General features: G+C 41.4%; 18 protein-coding genes. All 18 read left to right on the top strand.

The window, feature by feature from the left end; all coding sequences use genetic code 11:
- Positions 1 to 37: 37 nt before the first annotated feature.
- Complete coding sequence (smc, locus tag MOJ78_RS09695) at positions 38 to 3604, top strand: chromosome segregation protein SMC (RefSeq protein ID WP_304980976.1); 3567 nt, start codon at positions 38 to 40, stop codon at positions 3602 to 3604.
- 18 nt (positions 3605 to 3622) lie between these two features.
- Entirely contained in the window at positions 3623 to 4612 is a 990-nt protein-coding gene (ftsY, locus tag MOJ78_RS09700; RefSeq protein WP_304980977.1) for a signal recognition particle-docking protein FtsY, read from the top strand.
- Between the two features lie 399 nt (positions 4613 to 5011).
- Positions 5012 to 5341, top strand: a complete 330-nt coding sequence (locus MOJ78_RS09705; protein WP_304980978.1) for a putative DNA-binding protein — start codon at positions 5012 to 5014, stop codon at positions 5339 to 5341.
- 14 nt (positions 5342 to 5355) lie between these two features.
- Entirely contained in the window at positions 5356 to 6699 is a 1344-nt protein-coding gene (gene ffh, locus MOJ78_RS09710) for a signal recognition particle protein (RefSeq protein ID WP_304980979.1), read from the top strand.
- Positions 6700 to 7133: 434 nt separating this feature from the next.
- A complete protein-coding gene (gene rpsP, locus MOJ78_RS09715; protein ID WP_304980980.1) occupies positions 7134 to 7406 on the top strand; it encodes a 30S ribosomal protein S16 in 273 nt (90 codons plus the stop codon).
- 17 nt (positions 7407 to 7423) lie between these two features.
- A complete protein-coding gene (locus tag MOJ78_RS09720; RefSeq protein WP_304980981.1) occupies positions 7424 to 7651 on the top strand; it encodes a KH domain-containing protein in 228 nt (75 codons plus the stop codon).
- A 438-nt stretch (positions 7652 to 8089) separates the two neighbouring features.
- On the top strand, positions 8090 to 8611 hold the full coding sequence (rimM, locus tag MOJ78_RS09725) for a ribosome maturation factor RimM (protein ID WP_304980982.1): 522 nt from the start codon (positions 8090 to 8092) through the stop codon (positions 8609 to 8611).
- Complete coding sequence (gene trmD, locus MOJ78_RS09730) at positions 8608 to 9345, top strand: tRNA (guanosine(37)-N1)-methyltransferase TrmD (protein ID WP_304980983.1); 738 nt, start codon at positions 8608 to 8610, stop codon at positions 9343 to 9345. Before rimM ends, trmD begins: the two co-directional genes overlap by 4 nt.
- A gap of 139 nt (positions 9346 to 9484) precedes the next feature.
- Positions 9485 to 9829, top strand: coding sequence for a 50S ribosomal protein L19 (gene rplS, locus MOJ78_RS09735; protein ID WP_304980984.1), 345 nt, complete (start codon positions 9485 to 9487; stop codon positions 9827 to 9829).
- 147 nt (positions 9830 to 9976) lie between these two features.
- Entirely contained in the window at positions 9977 to 10528 is a 552-nt protein-coding gene (lepB, locus tag MOJ78_RS09740) for a signal peptidase I (RefSeq protein WP_304980985.1), read from the top strand.
- A gap of 9 nt (positions 10529 to 10537) precedes the next feature.
- The gene (gene ylqF, locus MOJ78_RS09745; RefSeq protein ID WP_304980986.1) at positions 10538 to 11395 is read left to right on the top strand and encodes a ribosome biogenesis GTPase YlqF; all 858 of its coding nucleotides are present in this window, start codon (positions 10538 to 10540) and stop codon (positions 11393 to 11395) included.
- Between the two features lie 86 nt (positions 11396 to 11481).
- The gene (locus tag MOJ78_RS09750; RefSeq protein ID WP_304980987.1) at positions 11482 to 12270 is read left to right on the top strand and encodes a ribonuclease HII; all 789 of its coding nucleotides are present in this window, start codon (positions 11482 to 11484) and stop codon (positions 12268 to 12270) included.
- Between the two features lie 89 nt (positions 12271 to 12359).
- Entirely contained in the window at positions 12360 to 13898 is a 1539-nt protein-coding gene (locus tag MOJ78_RS09755; protein WP_304980988.1) for a hypothetical protein, read from the top strand.
- Positions 13895 to 14176, top strand: coding sequence for an EscU/YscU/HrcU family type III secretion system export apparatus switch protein (locus MOJ78_RS09760; RefSeq protein WP_304980989.1), 282 nt, complete (start codon positions 13895 to 13897; stop codon positions 14174 to 14176). Before MOJ78_RS09755 ends, MOJ78_RS09760 begins: the two co-directional genes overlap by 4 nt.
- 125 nt (positions 14177 to 14301) lie before the next feature.
- Positions 14302 to 14457 carry an alpha/beta-type small acid-soluble spore protein gene (locus MOJ78_RS09765; RefSeq protein WP_304980990.1) on the top strand — a complete coding sequence of 52 codons (156 nt, stop codon included), beginning with the start codon at positions 14302 to 14304 and terminating at the stop codon, positions 14455 to 14457.
- A 184-nt stretch (positions 14458 to 14641) separates the two neighbouring features.
- Entirely contained in the window at positions 14642 to 15802 is a 1161-nt protein-coding gene (gene sucC, locus MOJ78_RS09770; protein ID WP_304980991.1) for an ADP-forming succinate--CoA ligase subunit beta, read from the top strand.
- A gap of 18 nt (positions 15803 to 15820) precedes the next feature.
- Entirely contained in the window at positions 15821 to 16729 is a 909-nt protein-coding gene (gene sucD, locus MOJ78_RS09775; RefSeq protein WP_304980992.1) for a succinate--CoA ligase subunit alpha, read from the top strand.
- A 173-nt stretch (positions 16730 to 16902) separates the two neighbouring features.
- Entirely contained in the window at positions 16903 to 17799 is an 897-nt protein-coding gene (dprA, locus tag MOJ78_RS09780) for a DNA-processing protein DprA (protein WP_304980993.1), read from the top strand.
- The last annotated feature ends 44 nt before the right edge of the window (positions 17800 to 17843 follow it).

Genomic DNA, 17843 nt, shown 5'->3' on the forward strand with positions numbered 1-17843 from the left:
AAATATATGAGTTGAAACTTGTGAAGGGGGATTCAGAATGTTCCTCAAACGTTTAGATGTTGTTGGATTTAAATCGTTTGCTGAGCGGATCGGAATTGAATTTGTTCCGGGTGTGACAGCTGTTGTCGGACCGAATGGCAGTGGTAAAAGTAATATTTCAGATTCTGTTCGTTGGGTGCTTGGTGAACAATCCGCTAAATCACTGCGCGGATCAAAAATGGAGGATATCATTTTTGCAGGCAGTGATTCACGTAAACCACTGAATGTTGCAGAAGTAACTCTAACATTAGATAACGAAGATCAGCATATACCAATCGAATATAATGAAATCAGTATCACTCGACGTGTCTATCGTTCTGGTGATAGTGAATACTTGATCAATAAACAACAATGTCGTCTTAAAGACATTATCGATCTTTTTATGGATTCAGGTCTTGGTAGAGAAGCGTATTCGATCATTGGTCAGGGTAAGGTAGAGGAAATCCTGAGCAGCAAGCCTGAAGACCGAAGGAGAATTTTTGAGGAAGCAGCCGGTGTCTTAAAGTACAAGACAAGAAAATTAAAAGCCGAGCAAAAGCTGAAGGAAACAGAAGAAAACCTGAACAGGGTAGAGGACATCCTGTATGAACTCGAGGACCAGGTTGAACCTCTTAAAATACAAGCATCGATTGCACGTGACTTCCTAGATAAAAAGGCTGAGCTTGAAATAATCGAGTCAGCGCTGCTTGTGCATGAAATTGAAGAATTACATAGCGAATGGGAAACAAAAACAAATGAATTGAATCGATTTAAAGACGACGAATTAAAGCTGCAAACTGACATAAATACAAAAGGTGCAACAATTACAAAAATCAGGGATGAGCTTGCTGCGCTCGATGAATCGATCGACGAGCTTCAAGATGTACTACTCACAGTAAGTGAAGAGCTTGAAAAGTTTGAAGGTAAGCGGGAGGTCATGCGTGAGCGTAAAAAGAACTACCATCAAAATAAAGAACAGCTGACAGAGCGGATTCAAAAGGATAAAGAGAAAAAACGAGCACTTTTGGAGAAGCTAGAAGTTGAAGAAAAGCTGTTGCAAGAGCGTGAAAAAACGATGGATCGTGTTCAGAAACAGCTGATGGAGAAAGAAAGCCAGCTTGAGCTCATTGATAAGAACATTGAGGAAGAATTAGAACAATTGAAAAGTGAATATTTCGACTGTCTTAACGAACAAGCATCGATTAAAAACGAGTTGAGATATCTTACTGAACAACTTAACCAGCAATCGAATAAATCGATTCAGCTCGATGCCCGTAACGAACAATATATTATTCAACGGCAAACCATATTTGATCGGAAAACAAGTTTGGAAGCGAAGCTTAGCTACGTACGAGAGGAGCTTGAAAACCAAGTAAATTCGTTTATGCAATTAAAAAAAGAAATTGAGAATGATGAAGTGAAGTTTGCAGACCGTGAATCTAAGCTTTATAAGGCTTATCAATTTATCCAACAATTCCGTTCGAAAAAGGAAATGCTTGAAGAAATGCAAGATGATTACAGTGGGTTTTTTCAAGGGGTTCGAGAAATATTAAAAGAACGAAATAAAAAGCTTACCGGTATTGAAGGTGCCGTAGCAGAATTGATCTCGGTTGACAAAGAGCATGAGGCTGCGATTGAAACGGCACTAGGAGCAGCAACCCAAAACATTGTTGTCCAGACAGATGAGCACGCACGCTCAGCAATCAAATTTTTAAAACAGACACGATTAGGACGGGCTACATTTCTTCCGATTTCCGTAATAAAAAGCAGGAAACTATCTCCTCATGACGAGCAGAAAATCAGTCAGCACCCTTCATACATGGGAATCGCATCGAGCCTGATAAACTTCGATGCTCGTTATGGAAATGTAATTGAAAATTTACTCGGGAATGTTGTTATTTCTAAAGATTTGGAAGGCGCAAACGCACTAGCACGCCTATTGAACCACCGAACTCGGATTGTAACGCTTCAAGGAGACGTTGTGAATCCCGGCGGATCGATGACAGGCGGAAGTGTAAAGCAAAAAAACACTTCTCTTTTATCCCGGCAGCGAGAGCTTGAATCTCTTACGGAAAAGCTCATTGAAATGGAAGAACAGACGAACAGGTTAGAAAAAGAGGTTCGAGAGGGAAAGGAATCGTTAAAGCTTAAAAAGGATCAACTTGAACAATTACGGACAAGCGGTGAAAAGGTTCGTCTCCAGGAACAACAATTCAAAGGCGAATTTCGTGAGATTGAACTCGAAGAAAGGAATATCAATGAACACCTTTCTCTTTACGATCGTGAAAAAGGAACGTATGATTCTGAAAAAACATCGACTGAGAACCGTCTGTCTACCTTAAAAGATAATTTGAAACAATCGGAATCGAAAGCGAAAGAGCTTGAAGAGCAGGTTGAACGCTTGACCTATCAAAAGAAGAACCAGCAAACTTCCAAAGAAGATTTAAAGGAAGAAATCACTTCATTGAAGGTTAGTTTTGCGCAGTCAGAACAACAATTTTCAAATACAAAAGAGACTGTGGAAAGGTTAAGGTCGGAAACAAATGAGACGGTTAAACTCATCGAGGAAGCAGAAGAGGAATTTTGGTTACTGGAAGAAGCCGTAAATACGAGTGCATCGGATGAGGAATCTCTAGATCAAACGATTATCCGCCTCCGAAAAGATAAAGACGCTACAGTCCAATTGATTGGTGAGCGACGGAAGGAACGATCTGGGCGACAGAAAGAAACAGAGGATCATGAGATTGAATTAAAAGAAATCCAGCGTCAATATAAGCAAATGACTGACGCAATCCATCACGAAGAGGTCCGATTGAATCGTCTCGATGTTGAGCTCGAAAACCGTCTTAACCATCTTCGTGAGGAATACCAGCTCTCATATGAACGCGCGAAAGAAAAGTATACGTTGACGATGCCGGCAGATGAAGCACGAACGAAAGTAAGACTTATCAAACGTGCAATTGAAGAGCTTGGCACGGTCAACCTCGGAGCAATAGAAGAATATGAACGGGTGTCTGAGCGTTATAACTTCTTAATCGAACAACGGGATGATTTGAACGCAGCTAAATCAACCCTATATGAACTCATTAATGAAATGGATGAAGAAATGACACGTCGCTTCAGTGAATCGTTTTTCGAAATTCGTGAACACTTCAGAACGATTTTTACAGAATTATTTGGCGGGGGGAAGGCAGATCTCCAGTTAACGGATCCAGAGGATTTATTGAATACCGGTGTAGATATCCTTGCGCAGCCACCAGGTAAGAAGCTTCAGCATCTTGCCTTACTTTCTGGGGGAGAACGCGCACTCACTGCGATAGCTCTGTTATTTGGAATTTTAAAGGTTCGTCCAGTTCCGTTTTGCATTCTTGATGAGGTGGAGGCAGCTCTTGACGATGCGAATGTAAGCCGATTCGCCAAGTTTTTACGAACCTTCAGTAAACAAACTCAGTTCATCGTTGTTACTCACCGTAAAGGAACGATGGAAGAAGCCGATGTATTGTATGGAGTAACGATGCAGGAATCAGGTGTTTCAAATCTTGTTTCGGTTAAATTAGAGGAATCAAAAGAACTTGTCACAACATAGGCACGTAGGAGGCAATGTATGAGTTTTTTTAAGAAGTTAAAAGAAAAGATGACGACACAAAGTGATACGGTTACTGAAAAATTCAAGGATGGCTTGACGAAGACACGGACATCCTTTTCGAGTAAAGTGAATAATCTTGTCAAACGATATCGTAAAGTGGATGAAGATTTCTTTGAAGAACTAGAAGAAATTTTGATCGAAGCAGATGTGGGTGTCGCTACTGTAATGGATCTGATTGATGAATTGAAGGATGAAGCTAGAACTCGGAACATTAAAGAGACGATTGAACTCCAATCGGTCATTTCTGAAAAGCTTGCAGAGCTTCTTCATAAAGAAAATGAGGATTCAAAGCTCAACCTTCAAGAAAACGAGCTTACCATCATACTTTTTGTAGGAGTCAATGGAGTCGGGAAAACGACATCGATCGGGAAGCTGGCACACAAGCTGAAGTCGGAAGGAAAATCGGTCTTGCTTGCAGCGGGCGATACATTCCGTGCTGGAGCAATTGAGCAATTAGAAGTATGGGGCGATCGTGTCGGTGTTGATGTTGTAAAGCATAGCGAGGGATCAGACCCTGCTGCAGTCGTTTATGATGCGGTTAAATCTGCTCAATCAAAAGAGGTGGACGTATTGTTATGCGATACCGCCGGCCGATTACAAAACAAAGTGAATTTAATGAACGAACTTGAAAAAATCAAGCGGGTCATCAGCAGAGAGGTCCCAGGAGCGCCACACGAGGTTTTGCTTGTAGTGGACGCGACAACAGGACAAAATGCGATGAGCCAAGCGAAGACGTTTAGTAAAACAACTGATGTATCAGGAATTGTGTTAACAAAATTGGATGGAACAGCAAAAGGCGGTATCGTTCTTGCTATCCGTCATGAACTCGACATCCCTGTGAAGCTTGTCGGTCTTGGTGAAAAGGTAGAGGATCTTTACGAATTCGATCCAGACCAATTTGTATATGGACTGTTTGCCGATATAATGAGTGAAACGGAAGAAGAATAGAGATCTTGAAAAAAAATTCATTTTACATCGGAGCTTACCGGTTCTATACTTTGCGTGAATTCCGGCTTTGCTAACCGGTTTCCAAGGCGTCCTCTCCTGAAATTAGGAAACGGCGCCTTTTTTCATCAAAACTTTCCGAAAAATTAGCGGGAGCGTCCTGAACAAGAGGTTTTCTTGATAGAATCTTCCGCATTTTAGGAGGAAGCGTCCAAAATTCGAGGTTTGCATGACAAACATTCCCATATTATAGGTGTGATGATGTCCAGTATGACTGGTTTAATTCGAAACCGGAAGCACCGTACCTTCTCCACCTCTGTTAAGAAAAAAACTTGACAATGAAATCAAGGGCATGTAATATAATTACACGTAAAGGCATTTCGCTTAACAAGGGGTGATCCGGTGCTCGAGAAAACAACGCGGATTAATTATTTATTCGATTTTTATCATGCGTTATTAACTCCGAAACAACGGAACTATATGGCACTTTATTACCTCGATGACCTGTCCCTTGGAGAGATCGCCGAACAATATGAAGTCAGCCGTCAGGCCGTATACGATAATATCAAGCGAACAGAATCAATGCTTGATGAATATGAGGAAAAGCTTGGGCTTCTCGAGAAATACCAACAGCGTAATCAACTCTTGACCGATTTTCGTCAACTAGCTGAGAAGCAATCCGATAAGGAAAAACTTCTTAATTTGATCAATCGGATCGAGAAATTGGATTAGGAGGCGGCATAATTATGGCATTTGAGGGATTAGCCGACCGACTTCAACAAACACTTCAAAAAGTCCGAGGTAAAGGAAAAGTTACCGAAGCGGACGTAAAAGTAATGATGCGAGAGGTTCGATTGGCATTACTTGAAGCTGACGTTAATTTTAAGGTTGTAAAGCAATTCATCGCAAAAGTGAAGGAACGTGCTATAGGTCAAGAAGTTCTGGAAAGTCTTACACCTGGTCAACAAGTCGTAAAAGTTGTCAATGAGGAATTGACCGCACTAATGGGTGGGGAGCAAAGTAAGCTTGCTGTTGCAAACCGTCCGCCAACTGTGATCATGATGGTTGGTTTACAAGGTGCAGGCAAGACGACCTCAACTGGGAAACTAGCGAACCATTTAAGGAAGAAGCATAACCGAAATCCTTTACTTGTTGCAGCCGATGTATATCGTCCTGCCGCAATCAACCAGTTACAAACATTAGGTAAGCAGCTAGGTATGCCAGTGTTTGATCTTGGTACAGACACTAGTCCTGTTGAGATTGCGAAACAAGGTGTTGAACAAGCAAAGGAAGAGCATCAAGATTATGTGATTGTCGATACTGCTGGACGTTTACACGTTGATGAGGGATTGATGGAAGAGCTTTCGAACATTAAGGAAGCCGTCAACCCAGATGAAATTCTTCTCGTCGTTGATGCGATGACCGGACAAGATGCTGTCAATGTTGCACAAAGCTTTCATGACCAACTAGGTCTTACGGGTGTTGTGCTGACGAAGCTTGATGGAGATACACGAGGCGGGGCTGCATTATCGATTAAATCTGTAACGGACACGCCGATTAAATTTGTCGGTATGGGCGAAAAACTTGATGCACTTGAGCCTTTTCATCCTGAACGGATGTCATCAAGAATTCTTGGCATGGGAGATGTCCTTTCACTCATTGAAAAGGCAGAAACGAATGTCGATGAAAAGAAGGCGAAAGAGCTCGAGCAGAAGATGCGAACGATGAGCTTTACATTCGATGATTTTCTAGAACAGCTTACACAAGTCCGAAGCATGGGACCGCTAGATGAATTGCTGGGAATGCTTCCAGGTGCTGGACAGATGAAGCAGTTGAAAAACGTCAAAGTCGACGAAAATCAGCTTAACCATGTTGAAGCGATTATTCAGTCGATGACCAAAAATGAAAAGCTGCAGCCAGAAGTCATTAATGCCAGTCGTAAGAAACGAATCGCAAAAGGAAGTGGTCGCCCGATTCAAGAGGTCAATCGACTCTTGAAGCAATTTGAGGACATGAAGAAAATGATGAAGCAAATGACCAACATGTCCAAAGGTAAGAAAAAGGGTGGAATGAAGTTTCCATTCATGTAAGGAAGTTCAAAAAGTATCCAAGGGCTCATGTACCTGCGTCCACAAGTAAACGTTCCGAGGTAAGCTTCCTCGGTACAACTCGTAGTCTTCGTGCAAGTACCGCTCGTTGATAAACGGCGAATTTCTTCGTTCCTTGAAAAAGAAGTACACTTTTTCTGCGTTCGAAGAATTACGATAGAAGATAATTCTCGTGCTCGGTTTTTCCGGTCCTCACGTATTAATAGCATACGTTCTGGTCCTCAAAACAGTCGCGCCTCGAACTTTCGACGCACAGGACGTGCTAGTACTGGCGTTGTCACAGGACGTGACGTTCTTAGCCAGTGTTGTTTCTGATTCGTCTACTTTTTGAACACACATTAAAACAGGTTGGATCGGTATAAATTACCGTGAAAAATATAAAAACTATACAGAATATTACAGGAGGAATTATAGATATGGCAGTTAAAATTCGTTTAAAGCGTATGGGAGCAAAAAGATCTCCATTTTACCGTTTAGTAGTTGCAGACTCACGTTCTCCTCGTGACGGACGTTTCATTGAGGAAATTGGATACTACAACCCAGTAACACAGCCAGTTGATATAAAAATCGATGAAGAAAAGGCTCTTGATTGGATGTTGAAGGGTGCTAAGCCGTCTGATACTGTCCGTAACCTTTTTTCTAACGCTGGTCTAATGGAAAAGCTCCACAACGCCAAAAACCAAAAATAGTATAGGATGTGACTTAGATGGAAGAGTTGATCGAAACAATCGTAAAAGCTCTTGTCGACCATCCAGATGAAGTACACATCGAAGAAGTGCAAAGCAATCATTCGATCACATACCAGCTTCGGGTCCATAATGAAGATATGGGGAAAGTAATCGGAAAGCAAGGGCGGATTGCAAAGGCCATCCGAACGGTGATCAATGCTGCTGGAACGAATGAAAAGAAAAAGATAAATTTAGAGATTGTTTAGAAAAGGTGGGGGCGATAATCCTCACCTTTTCTTTGAAGATTAAGAGGGTATTTATTTTTGCTTAGAAGATGTAATGCCTAGATCCAGCGCCCTGTCACACGGAGCATTTCACCCCCCTGCGACGGCGACTGCCACCTCGGTGGTCCTCCCGTGACATTCCTGACTACCCAGGGGCGCTTACGCTTTTCTTTGTCTAGCTCTAGCGCCCAGGTGCTCGAGTCGCTTCGATTCTTCCACAAACACAAAAAGCGTGTTGTGTTCCAGAATCTCCATCGCTTGCACCACAGGCATAAGTGCAACATAGGCGATCGCCTTCGCTATGCTCGGCACTAGCCTTGTTTTCTTTATCGCACCTAACAGGGCGCTTACGCTTTTCTTTTAGTATAGATTTGATGATGTTTATTCAACATAGTAATAAGAATGATCGGGGGAACGTTTATGAGCGAATGGCTGAATGTAGGAAAGATTGTGAATACGCACGGTATTAAAGGTGAAGTCCGTGTAATTACGCGTTCCGATTTTTCAGAGGAAAGATATGAGGTAGGCAGCACTTTATATTTGTTTCATCCTGAACGTGATGGTTCTAAGCCATTAAAGGTAAGATCTCACAGGAAGCACAAGCAGTTTGATCTGGTAGCTTTCGAGGATCATCCATTTATCAACGATGTTGAAGGCTATAAAGGCGGGATGTTGAAGGTTTCAAAGGAAACGTTATCTGACCTTCCTGAAGGAGAATACTATTACTATGAAATTATCGGGTGTGACGTCTATACGATGGATGAAAATAAAATCGGCGAAGTGCGGGACATCCTCTCTCCAGGAGCAAATGATGTCTGGGTCGTTTATAATGAGGAGCGAAGAAAAGAGTACTTGATACCCTACATCGATCCTATTATAAAAAAGGTAGATCCCGCTAATAAAAAAGTCTGGATTGAACCGATGGAAGGGTTACTGGAATGAAGATAGATATTTTAAGTTTATTTCCAGAAATGTTTGAGGGTGTTTTGAATAGCTCTATTCTTAAAAAAGCCCAAGAAAAAAGTGCTGTTCAGTTTAAGGTGATTGACTTTCGAGCATTCGCTGAAAATAAACATAAAAAAGTAGATGATTATCCTTATGGCGGAGGTGCGGGTATGGTTTTAGCCCCACAGCCGATCTTCGATGCAGTAGAATCGTTAACAAAAGACTCTGCAAGTCCGAGGATTGTTTTAATGTGTCCTCAAGGAGAAAGATTGACACAGGAGAAATCAGAGGAGCTTGCCAAAGAGGATCATCTCATATTTGTATGCGGACATTATGAGGGGTATGATGAACGGATCAGACAACATATTGTAACCGACGAAATTTCAATCGGGGATTACGTCCTGACAGGCGGAGAATTAGCAGCCATGGTCGTTGTAGACAGTGTGACTCGATTGCTTCCGGGCGTACTTGGAAACGCTGAATCTTCGCAACAGGATTCGTATTCATCAGGACTTCTAGAACACCCCCACTACACAAGACCTGCAGATTTCAGAGGGCTGAAAGTACCTGACGTTTTATTATCAGGAGATCATGCAAAAATACAAAAATGGCGGGAAAAGGAATCTGTCAGGAGAACATACGAGCGTCGCCCAGATTTATTAGATAAGGGTGATCGTACAAGCGAAGAAAAACAGTGGCTGAGAGGACTGGAAGAGCGTAAAGGAAAATAACGATTTATGCAAATTTCATTGCTTCAAACCAAGGTTTATGCTATGATAGTCTTTGTGGCTTATGCCAGTAGATTACGATGTTCCGCTGCAATGATACAAAAGCATTGACAAGAGCATTTGTAAGGAAGGAGGAATACCGATGCAACAACTTTTCAAAGATATCACAAAAGAGCAATTAAAGAGTGATTTACCTAAATTCCGTGCAGGAGATACTGTACGTGTTGACGTTAAAGTCGTTGAAGGGACGCGTGAACGTATCCAGGTATTCGAAGGTGTCGTAATCAAGCGCCGTGGATCTGGCATCAGCGAAACGTTTACAGTACGTAAGATTTCTTACGGAGTTGGAGTAGAGCGTGCATTCCCAGTACACTCTCCAAAAATCGCTAAGATCGATGTTGTTCGCCGTGGTAAAGTACGTCGTGCGAAGCTTTACTATCTACGTGCATTACGCGGAAAAGCAGCTCGAATCAAAGAAATTCGATAAAGAAATAATTAAGAAGGAGCTTGGAGACAAGCTCCTTTTTTACACTTTAAAGAAAGTATAATCATACATATTTTTTTAATGATTCATTGTAAAGAATTTTATATAATAGAATGAAAAAGAGATATTGATTCTAAATGGGGTGGGGAAATGGCTAGCCGAAAAAGCGAATCTTGGGAATGGGTGAAGGCACTATTAATAGCACTGGTCATTGCGGCAGGAATCCGTTATTTTATTTTTGCTCCTATCATCGTTGATGGAGAATCGATGATGCCGACACTGCATCACCAAGATATGTTGATTGTGAATAAGCTAAGTTACACGATTGGTGAACCGGAACGATTTGATATTATCGTCTTTCATGCACCAGAGGGTAAAGATTATATTAAACGAATTATCGGTTTACCAGGGGATAAGATTGAGTATAAGGATGACAAACTATACGTAAACGAAAAGGCCATTCCTGAACCTTATTTAAAAGAATACAAACAAGCGCTTTCAGAGGGTAACCTTACGTATAATTTTGAACTTGATAACCAGATTGGCCAAGCGACTGTTCCAGAGGGGCATGTGTTCGTCATGGGAGATAATCGACGGCACAGCAAAGACAGCCGTAACATCGGCACCGTTTCTTTGGAAGGGGTTATCGGAGAGGCTAATGTCATTTTTTGGCCATTACAACATTTTAACGTCTTGGAGTAGGTGAACAGCATGCAAATTCAATGGTTTCCTGGACATATGGCAAAGGCAAGAAGAGAAATTACAGAAAAACTGAAAATGATTGATGTCGTTATTGAGTTAGTTGATGCTCGGATACCGTTGTCATCACGGAACCCAATGATCGATCAAATTGTAGAGCATAAGCCAAGGCTTGTGCTTCTTAATAAATCTGATATGGCAGACCCAGCAGCAACGAAAATGTGGGAAAACTATTTTGCAGATAAAGGGTTGTTGACGTTAACGGTCAATTCGAAAACGGGACAGGGGCTCGAAAAAATAAGTACCAATACTAAAGAGCTTATGAAAGATAAAATAGCTAAAATGATAGGAAAAGGAATTAAGCCCCGAGCGATCAGAGCATTGATTCTCGGAATACCGAATGTCGGAAAATCAACACTGATCAATCGTCTTGCCAAAAAGAAAATTGCTAAAACTGGGGACAAGCCTGGGATCACACAGCAACAGCAATGGATCAAAGTTGGTAAAGAGCTCGAGTTACTAGATACACCAGGTATACTATGGCCAAAGTTCGAGGATCAAACAACCGGTTATCGCCTAGCTGTAACCGGTGCGATTAAAGACGAAATCCTCGATTTTGGTGACATAGCTCTCTTTGCGGTTCGGTACCTTAGAGAAGTGTACCCAGAACGCTTATTGGAAAGGTATAAACTTGAAGATGTTACTGCACCCCCGATTGAAGTATTTGATGAAATCGGAAGAAAACGGGGATGCCTGCTTCGCGGTGGTGAAGTGGATTATGATAAAGCTGCTGAAATTGTTTTAAGGGATATCCGTTCTGAAAAACTAGGAGCTCTTACCTTCGAGCGTCCATCAGATTATTTGGATTGATCTTTGTGTAGAAAGAATTATTTTGGCTCTGTTCAAAGACAGGGCCTATTTTTCTATGTGGACCGAATAGGAAGGAGCCATTTACGATGAAGACGAAAACGATACAAGAAATTCGTACTCTTCTACAGGATGAAAACAGTGAACCGGAAGAATCGGTTTTGAAATGTATACAAAATGATTCCCGTAAAGGTGTGCAAAAACTGTGGGAGCAATGGTGCAAGCGCAAAGTACAGGAACAGATGCTCCAGGATCAATACATAAGAATGTCAAAATATGAGGACCATTGCGAGGTAAATGGATTCAGTCGTGTTGCTGGTATTGATGAAGTCGGAAGGGGACCTCTCGCTGGACCGGTCGTTGCCAGTGCAGTAATTTTAGATCGAAACGAACAGATTATAGGTCTGAATGATTCAAAAGCGTTATCAGTATCTAAGCGTGAGTCGCTTTATGAAGAGATTATCGAAAAGGCAGTGTCAATCGGTGTAGGAATGGTTACTGCTGAAGAAATCGATCGTATTAACATTTATGAAGCGAGTAAAAAAGCAATGCTACTAGCAATTGATGATCTCGCACTGCACCCTGATTATTTATTAATTGATGCGATGAAACTCCCTATCGGAATCGAACAAGAAAGCATAATTAAAGGGGATGCTGCGAGTAATTCGATTGCGGCAGCATCGATCGTTGCTAAGGTGACAAGAGATCGGATCATGTCTGATTACAGTCGGAAGTATCCGCACTATTCGTTCGCTGCGAATTCTGGATACGCTACAAGGGATCATCTAGCTGCAATTCAGATTCACGGCACAACCCCGATTCATCGAAAATCATTTGCTCCAGTTTCAGAACAAATCAAACAATCTGAGAAGGTTTGACGATAATAAAAGAAAGGGTAACCAGATAGCGGTATCATTTTATTCGAATGGCTGCCCTATCCAGAATGAAGGCAGGCGGAATACATACAATGAAAACATTGCCAATCCAATCGATCATCCAAAACATAGAGCGGTTCAACCAAAAGGTGATATTGAAATCCGGTCAGATCTTCTCTGGGAAAGTGTTAGCATTATTCCCAGGGAACTTTGCAGAAATCCAGTTAGCTGGGAAGCGGCTGACCGCTCAGCTTGATACCGGATTATCAATGGATAAGCAGTACTTGTTTCAAGTACAGACGAATAAATCCGACGAGCTTCCATTGCTGAAAGTTTTAGGCAGAAATGATGAGGCTTCGATGCTGCGGATTCTTGGCCAAAAAAGTAGTTCCCCTGCAATTAAATCACTGTTACAAACGTTAGCAGAAGAGCAAATACCGATTACGAAGGAGTTGCTCGGAAAAACGGAAAAGTGGATAGATGATTCAAAATCACTAGATCGCAGTATTCAAGCGATTAAGATGATGATCATTAAAAATTATCCGCCGACAGAATCGGTATTTCGTGCACTATACCAAGTACAAGAACAAGAACCGTTAGTGGTTGAACTACGATCGTTGAAGGATACTCTCCAGTCATCAAGCAAGCAAACAAAGATTCTGAGCGATGTCCAAGCTTTCATCCAACGACTATTAACCATTACGAACCAAGACGGAGCTTTGTCTGGGGTAAAACAACTCCTACAGCTCGCAGTTGACACAAATGAAAACCTGACTGTAAAAGAAGCTGCACAGAAGCTGTTGAATCAGCTTAAGATCCTTCCGCTAGATAAATCAACTCATGCAATAGGAGTAAGATCTGATAAGGGAGGACAACTATCAGATCAAGCGTTACTAAAAATTCTTAATCTGAACATGACAGTCCCGGAAGCAGAATCGCACATTCAAAAATTGATTTCAAAACTTAACAATGAAGATTGGCAGCAATATACTCAATTAACGGACCGCCCTTCTCCAAGTTCACCTAAACTTAGTTTAGTTGAATTAGTAAAAGGACTCGGGTTGACCATTGAATCTGACCTTATTCATAAACAGTTGAATGAATTGAATAAAACTGGACAATTAAAGGCAGTTTTGCTAGAAATACTTGATATGGACCTCCCTCTCAACATCCGTGAAAAAGTAGAAGCTCTTGTGAACCGAATTACAGGACAACAACTGATCCATTCTTCCGAAAATCAATCATTCACATCGCTCTTTTATCAGCTTCCCATCCAATTCAATGAATGGAAGAGCGATATTTTGATGAGATGGGATACCAAAAAAGAAGCGAATGGGAAAATTGATGAAAATTATAGCCGAATTTTATTTTATCTGGACCTTTCACATTTAAATGAAACGATTATTGATATGAATGTTCAGAATCGAATCATATCTATAAAGATTATTAATGAAAATGAAGAACTCCAATCACTGGTTTCCAGTCTGAAAGACCCATTAAAGGAGAAGCTAGGACAGCTAGAGTACATTCTCTCTTCAGTAAAAGTGGAAAAGCCAGCATTAGAGGTAGAACACCGAAAAAACTACAACGCCATTGATGTTGGATCACAAGGGGTTGACTTTTCGATATGAGTGACAAAAATGTACGTAAATCCGTCGTCGCTATGAAATATGAAGAAAGTAGGTCTGCTGCACCACGAGTCATCGCGAAAGGAAAGGGAGCAACGGCTGATGAAATCCTTTCGATTGCAAATGAATACAAAATACCTGTTCAGGAGGACCCATCCTTAGTACAGTTACTTTCAAAACTGGATATTAATGAAGAAATTCCTCCGAATTTGTATCAGGCGGTGGCAGAAGTATTTGCCTTTATCTATCAATTGGACCAATCGGTAAAACGACCTGACTGATTGCATTAGGGTTTGCCCTTTATTGTTAGGAGATGCATTATTCAAGAACTTCAAAAAACGTTTTTTTCTAACGTGTAAAAAATAGCAGTTCCCCACATACTAAGAAAAAAGTGAGGTGAAGTGCGATGAAAAAGCATCCATTTTTAGTTCCAGGATGTGACCAAGTCGTTCAACAATTCCGGGAAGAATTTGCAGAGGAATTCGGGGTTTATCGTCCCGCTGCAGAAAGAGAATCTATTACACGCAAATTAGTCGATTCAAATAAAAAAGATGATTGTTAAAAACGCCATCCATGGCGTTTTTTACGTCTACACTTGTTTGGAAAATTCAACAAATCGTCATAAGAATAACGTCAAAATAAACGGAAATCTTTAGAAATAAACTGTAATGGTAGACATTATGTCTGTTTATTTATACAATTATAACGGTGTTGCATAGATTAGATACACGATAGGAGGATGGAGAATGAATATCCACGAGTATCAAGGAAAAGAAATCTTGAGAAAGTATGGAGTTTCAGTTCCTAATGGAAAAGTTGCGTTTTCTGTAGATGATGCAGTTGCAGCAGCAAGAGAACTTGGAACTGAAATTAATGTAGTCAAAGCTCAAATTCACGCTGGTGGACGTGGGAAAGCTGGCGGTGTTAAGGTTGCAAAAAATCTTGATGAAGTACGTACATATGCAGAAGAGATTTTAGGCAAAACACTCGTAACCCACCAAACAGGTCCTGAAGGTAAGGAAGTTAAGCGTTTACTTATCGAAGAAGGCTGCGATATTAAAAAAGAATATTATGTTGGCCTTGTCATGGACCGTGCGACCTCTCGCATTGTTATGATGGCATCAGAAGAAGGTGGTACTGAGATTGAAGAAGTAGCTGAAGAGACTCCTGAGAAAATTTTCAAGGAGGTCATCGATCCAGTAGTAGGTCTTAGTCCATACCAAGCTCGTCGTTTAGCGTTCGGCATCAACATCCCGAAAGAGCTTGTAAACAAAGCGGTCAAGTTCATGATGGGCTTATATACTGCTTTTGTTGAAAAGGATTGCTCAATTGCTGAAATCAACCCGCTCGTAGTTACTGGCGACGGAAATGTGATGGCTCTTGATGCGAAATTGAATTTTGATTCTAATGCCCTTTATCGTCACAAGGATATTCTTGAATATCGTGACCTCGAAGAAGAGGATCCAAAGGAAATCGAAGCATCGCAGTATGACCTTAGCTATATCTCATTAGATGGGAACATCGGCTGTATGGTTAACGGTGCTGGACTTGCGATGGCAACGATGGATATCATCAAATACTATGGCGGGGACCCCGCAAACTTCCTCGACGTTGGGGGCGGTGCAACTGCTGAAAAGGTAACGGAAGCATTTAAAATCATTTTATCTGATAAAAATGTTAAAGGGATCTTCGTTAATATTTTCGGCGGAATTATGAAATGTGACATCATCGCTGAGGGTGTCATCGAAGCAACGAAGCAGGTCGGATTAGAACTACCGCTTGTTGTTCGTCTTGAAGGAACTAACGTAGAGCTTGGTAAAAAGCTGTTGAATGAATCTGGATTAAACATAACCGCGGCTGAATCGATGGCTGACGGTGCGGAAAAAATTGTATCACTAGTAAAGTAGGAAGGTGGGGAATTAACGATGAGCGTATTTGTCAATAAAGATACAAAAGTGATCGTACAGGGGATTACAGGTTCCACTGCCCTTTTCCATACAAAGCAAATGCTAGAGTACGGAACAAAAATTGTCGGGGGTGTCACTCCTGGTAAAGGTGGAACGGAAGTCGAAGGAGTTCCTGTTTTTAATACCGTACAAGAAGCAGTAGAACAAACAGGCGCAAATGCATCGGTTATCTATGTTCCTGCACCATTTGCTGCGGATGCAATCATGGAAGCAGTGGACGCTGACTTGGATCTAGCGATCTGTATCACTGAGCATATTCCAGTTCTGGATATGGTTAAGGTTAAGCGATACATGGAAGGTAAGAAGACACGTTTGGTCGGTCCAAACTGTCCCGGAGTAATCACACCTGAAGAATGTAAGATCGGTATCATGCCTGGTTACATTCATACAAAAGGCCATGTCGGAGTTGTTTCACGTTCTGGAACGCTTACGTATGAAGCTGTACATCAGCTTTCACAAGAAGGGATTGGGCAATCGACAGCAGTTGGAATCGGTGGAGACCCAGTCAATGGTACTGATTTTATCGACACACTGAAAGCATTCAATGAAGATGAAGATACGTATGCGGTAATCATGATTGGTGAAATAGGTGGAACAGCTGAAGAAGAGGCTGCTGAATGGATTAAAGCAAACATGAACAAACCGGTCGTTGGATTCATCGGTGGACAAACTGCACCTCCTGGAAAGCGTATGGGACATGCTGGCGCAATCATTTCCGGAGGCAAAGGAACTGCCGCTGAAAAGATCAAAACGATGAATGCATGTGGAATTAAAGTAGCAGATACCCCTTCCGTGATGGGTGAAACGCTTATTTCAGTATTAAAGGAACAAAACTTATTAGAACGGTGTAAAACACATAAATCCTAAACTTCTTGGGACTGACTCTGCAGGGTCTGGATCCCTCCGTACTAGTCAGCGTTAGTAACTATGTTATTCGTTGTGTCGGGGGTGTCTGACACCTTGTGATAGGGTCAGTCTCCTTTATTGCGAAGTCCAAATTGAACACATATTTTTTAAAAAAAGAAAGCAGGGGGAATCGATTGTTGTTGAATCAACCGAAGGATCGTTTAATCTATCTGTCTCAAAGCCGTGGTATTGGTAGAAAAATACTTTCAAAAATGCTTGCAGAGGATATTACATTAAAAAGCTTCTTTAATCGATCATCTGTTGAACTACAGCAACGATTCAATTTAAGCCCGTATGTTGTTCAGGAAATATACGATCAAGAAAAACAATCAAAATTTCAAAAGAAATATCATACATACGCACAGCAAGACATACAAATCATTACAATATTGGACGATGAATACCCTGAGGTGTTAAGGGAAATTTACGATCCACCGTTTGTACTATACATAAAAGGGAACCTGGATGTACTTCAGTCTGAAAAACGTTTAAGCGTCGTTGGGACAAGAGACCCTTCTGAAAATGGGTTGAAAAGTTTACGGAAGATCGTTGAACCGCTCGTGGTTCAAAAATGGACGATCGTCAGTGGGTTAGCGTATGGAATCGATATACACGCACATAAGTTAGCACTTACGTCTGGTGGAAAGACAATAGCTGTTTTAGGAAGTGGATTTTATCACATTTATCCCGCGGAGCATGCCTCGATTGCTTCCATTATCGGAGAAAATCATTTACTCCTAAGTGAGTATCCTCCTGACACAAAGCCTTCTAAATGGCAATTTCCGATGAGAAATAGGATTATCAGTGGTCTTTCAAGGGGAACCTTAATAATAGAAGCGCGAGAAAAGAGCGGATCACTCATAACTGGTGATCAAGCCCTTCAACAGGGGAGAGAAGTTTTTGCCGTCCCTGGTTCGATTATGGAACCCCGTGCTGGCGGGACTAATCGCCTCATCCAACAGGGGGCGAAATTAACAACTAGTGTAGAGGATATTCTGGAGGAACTGATGAATATTACAGCTTATGTTTGACAAACGGATATACAATATTCAATAATAGGGAAGATTTTAAAATT

This window comes from Alkalihalobacillus sp. AL-G (genome assembly GCF_030643805.1).
Lineage (GTDB): Bacteria > Bacillota > Bacilli > Bacillales > Fictibacillaceae > Pseudalkalibacillus.

Excerpts from the sequence above, each read along its gene's own strand:
- smc (WP_304980976.1), top strand. The coding sequence starts at position 38 with ATGTTCCTCAAACGTTTAGATGTTGTTGGATTTAAATCGTTTGCTGAG.
- ftsY (WP_304980977.1), top strand. The coding sequence starts at position 3,623 with ATGAGTTTTTTTAAGAAGTTAAAAGAAAAGATGACGACACAAAGTGAT.
- ffh (WP_304980979.1), top strand. The coding sequence starts at position 5,356 with ATGGCATTTGAGGGATTAGCCGACCGACTTCAACAAACACTTCAAAAA.
- rpsP (WP_304980980.1), top strand. The coding sequence starts at position 7,134 with ATGGCAGTTAAAATTCGTTTAAAGCGTATGGGAGCAAAAAGATCTCCA.
- MOJ78_RS09720 (WP_304980981.1), top strand. The coding sequence starts at position 7,424 with ATGGAAGAGTTGATCGAAACAATCGTAAAAGCTCTTGTCGACCATCCA.
- rimM (WP_304980982.1), top strand. The coding sequence starts at position 8,090 with ATGAGCGAATGGCTGAATGTAGGAAAGATTGTGAATACGCACGGTATT.
- trmD (WP_304980983.1), top strand. The coding sequence starts at position 8,608 with ATGAAGATAGATATTTTAAGTTTATTTCCAGAAATGTTTGAGGGTGTT.
- rplS (WP_304980984.1), top strand. The coding sequence starts at position 9,485 with ATGCAACAACTTTTCAAAGATATCACAAAAGAGCAATTAAAGAGTGAT.
- lepB (WP_304980985.1), top strand. The coding sequence starts at position 9,977 with ATGGCTAGCCGAAAAAGCGAATCTTGGGAATGGGTGAAGGCACTATTA.
- ylqF (WP_304980986.1), top strand. The coding sequence starts at position 10,538 with ATGCAAATTCAATGGTTTCCTGGACATATGGCAAAGGCAAGAAGAGAA.
- MOJ78_RS09750 (WP_304980987.1), top strand. The coding sequence starts at position 11,482 with ATGAAGACGAAAACGATACAAGAAATTCGTACTCTTCTACAGGATGAA.
- MOJ78_RS09755 (WP_304980988.1), top strand. The coding sequence starts at position 12,360 with ATGAAAACATTGCCAATCCAATCGATCATCCAAAACATAGAGCGGTTC.
- MOJ78_RS09760 (WP_304980989.1), top strand. The coding sequence starts at position 13,895 with ATGAGTGACAAAAATGTACGTAAATCCGTCGTCGCTATGAAATATGAA.
- MOJ78_RS09765 (WP_304980990.1), top strand. The coding sequence starts at position 14,302 with ATGAAAAAGCATCCATTTTTAGTTCCAGGATGTGACCAAGTCGTTCAA.
- sucC (WP_304980991.1), top strand. The coding sequence starts at position 14,642 with ATGAATATCCACGAGTATCAAGGAAAAGAAATCTTGAGAAAGTATGGA.
- sucD (WP_304980992.1), top strand. The coding sequence starts at position 15,821 with ATGAGCGTATTTGTCAATAAAGATACAAAAGTGATCGTACAGGGGATT.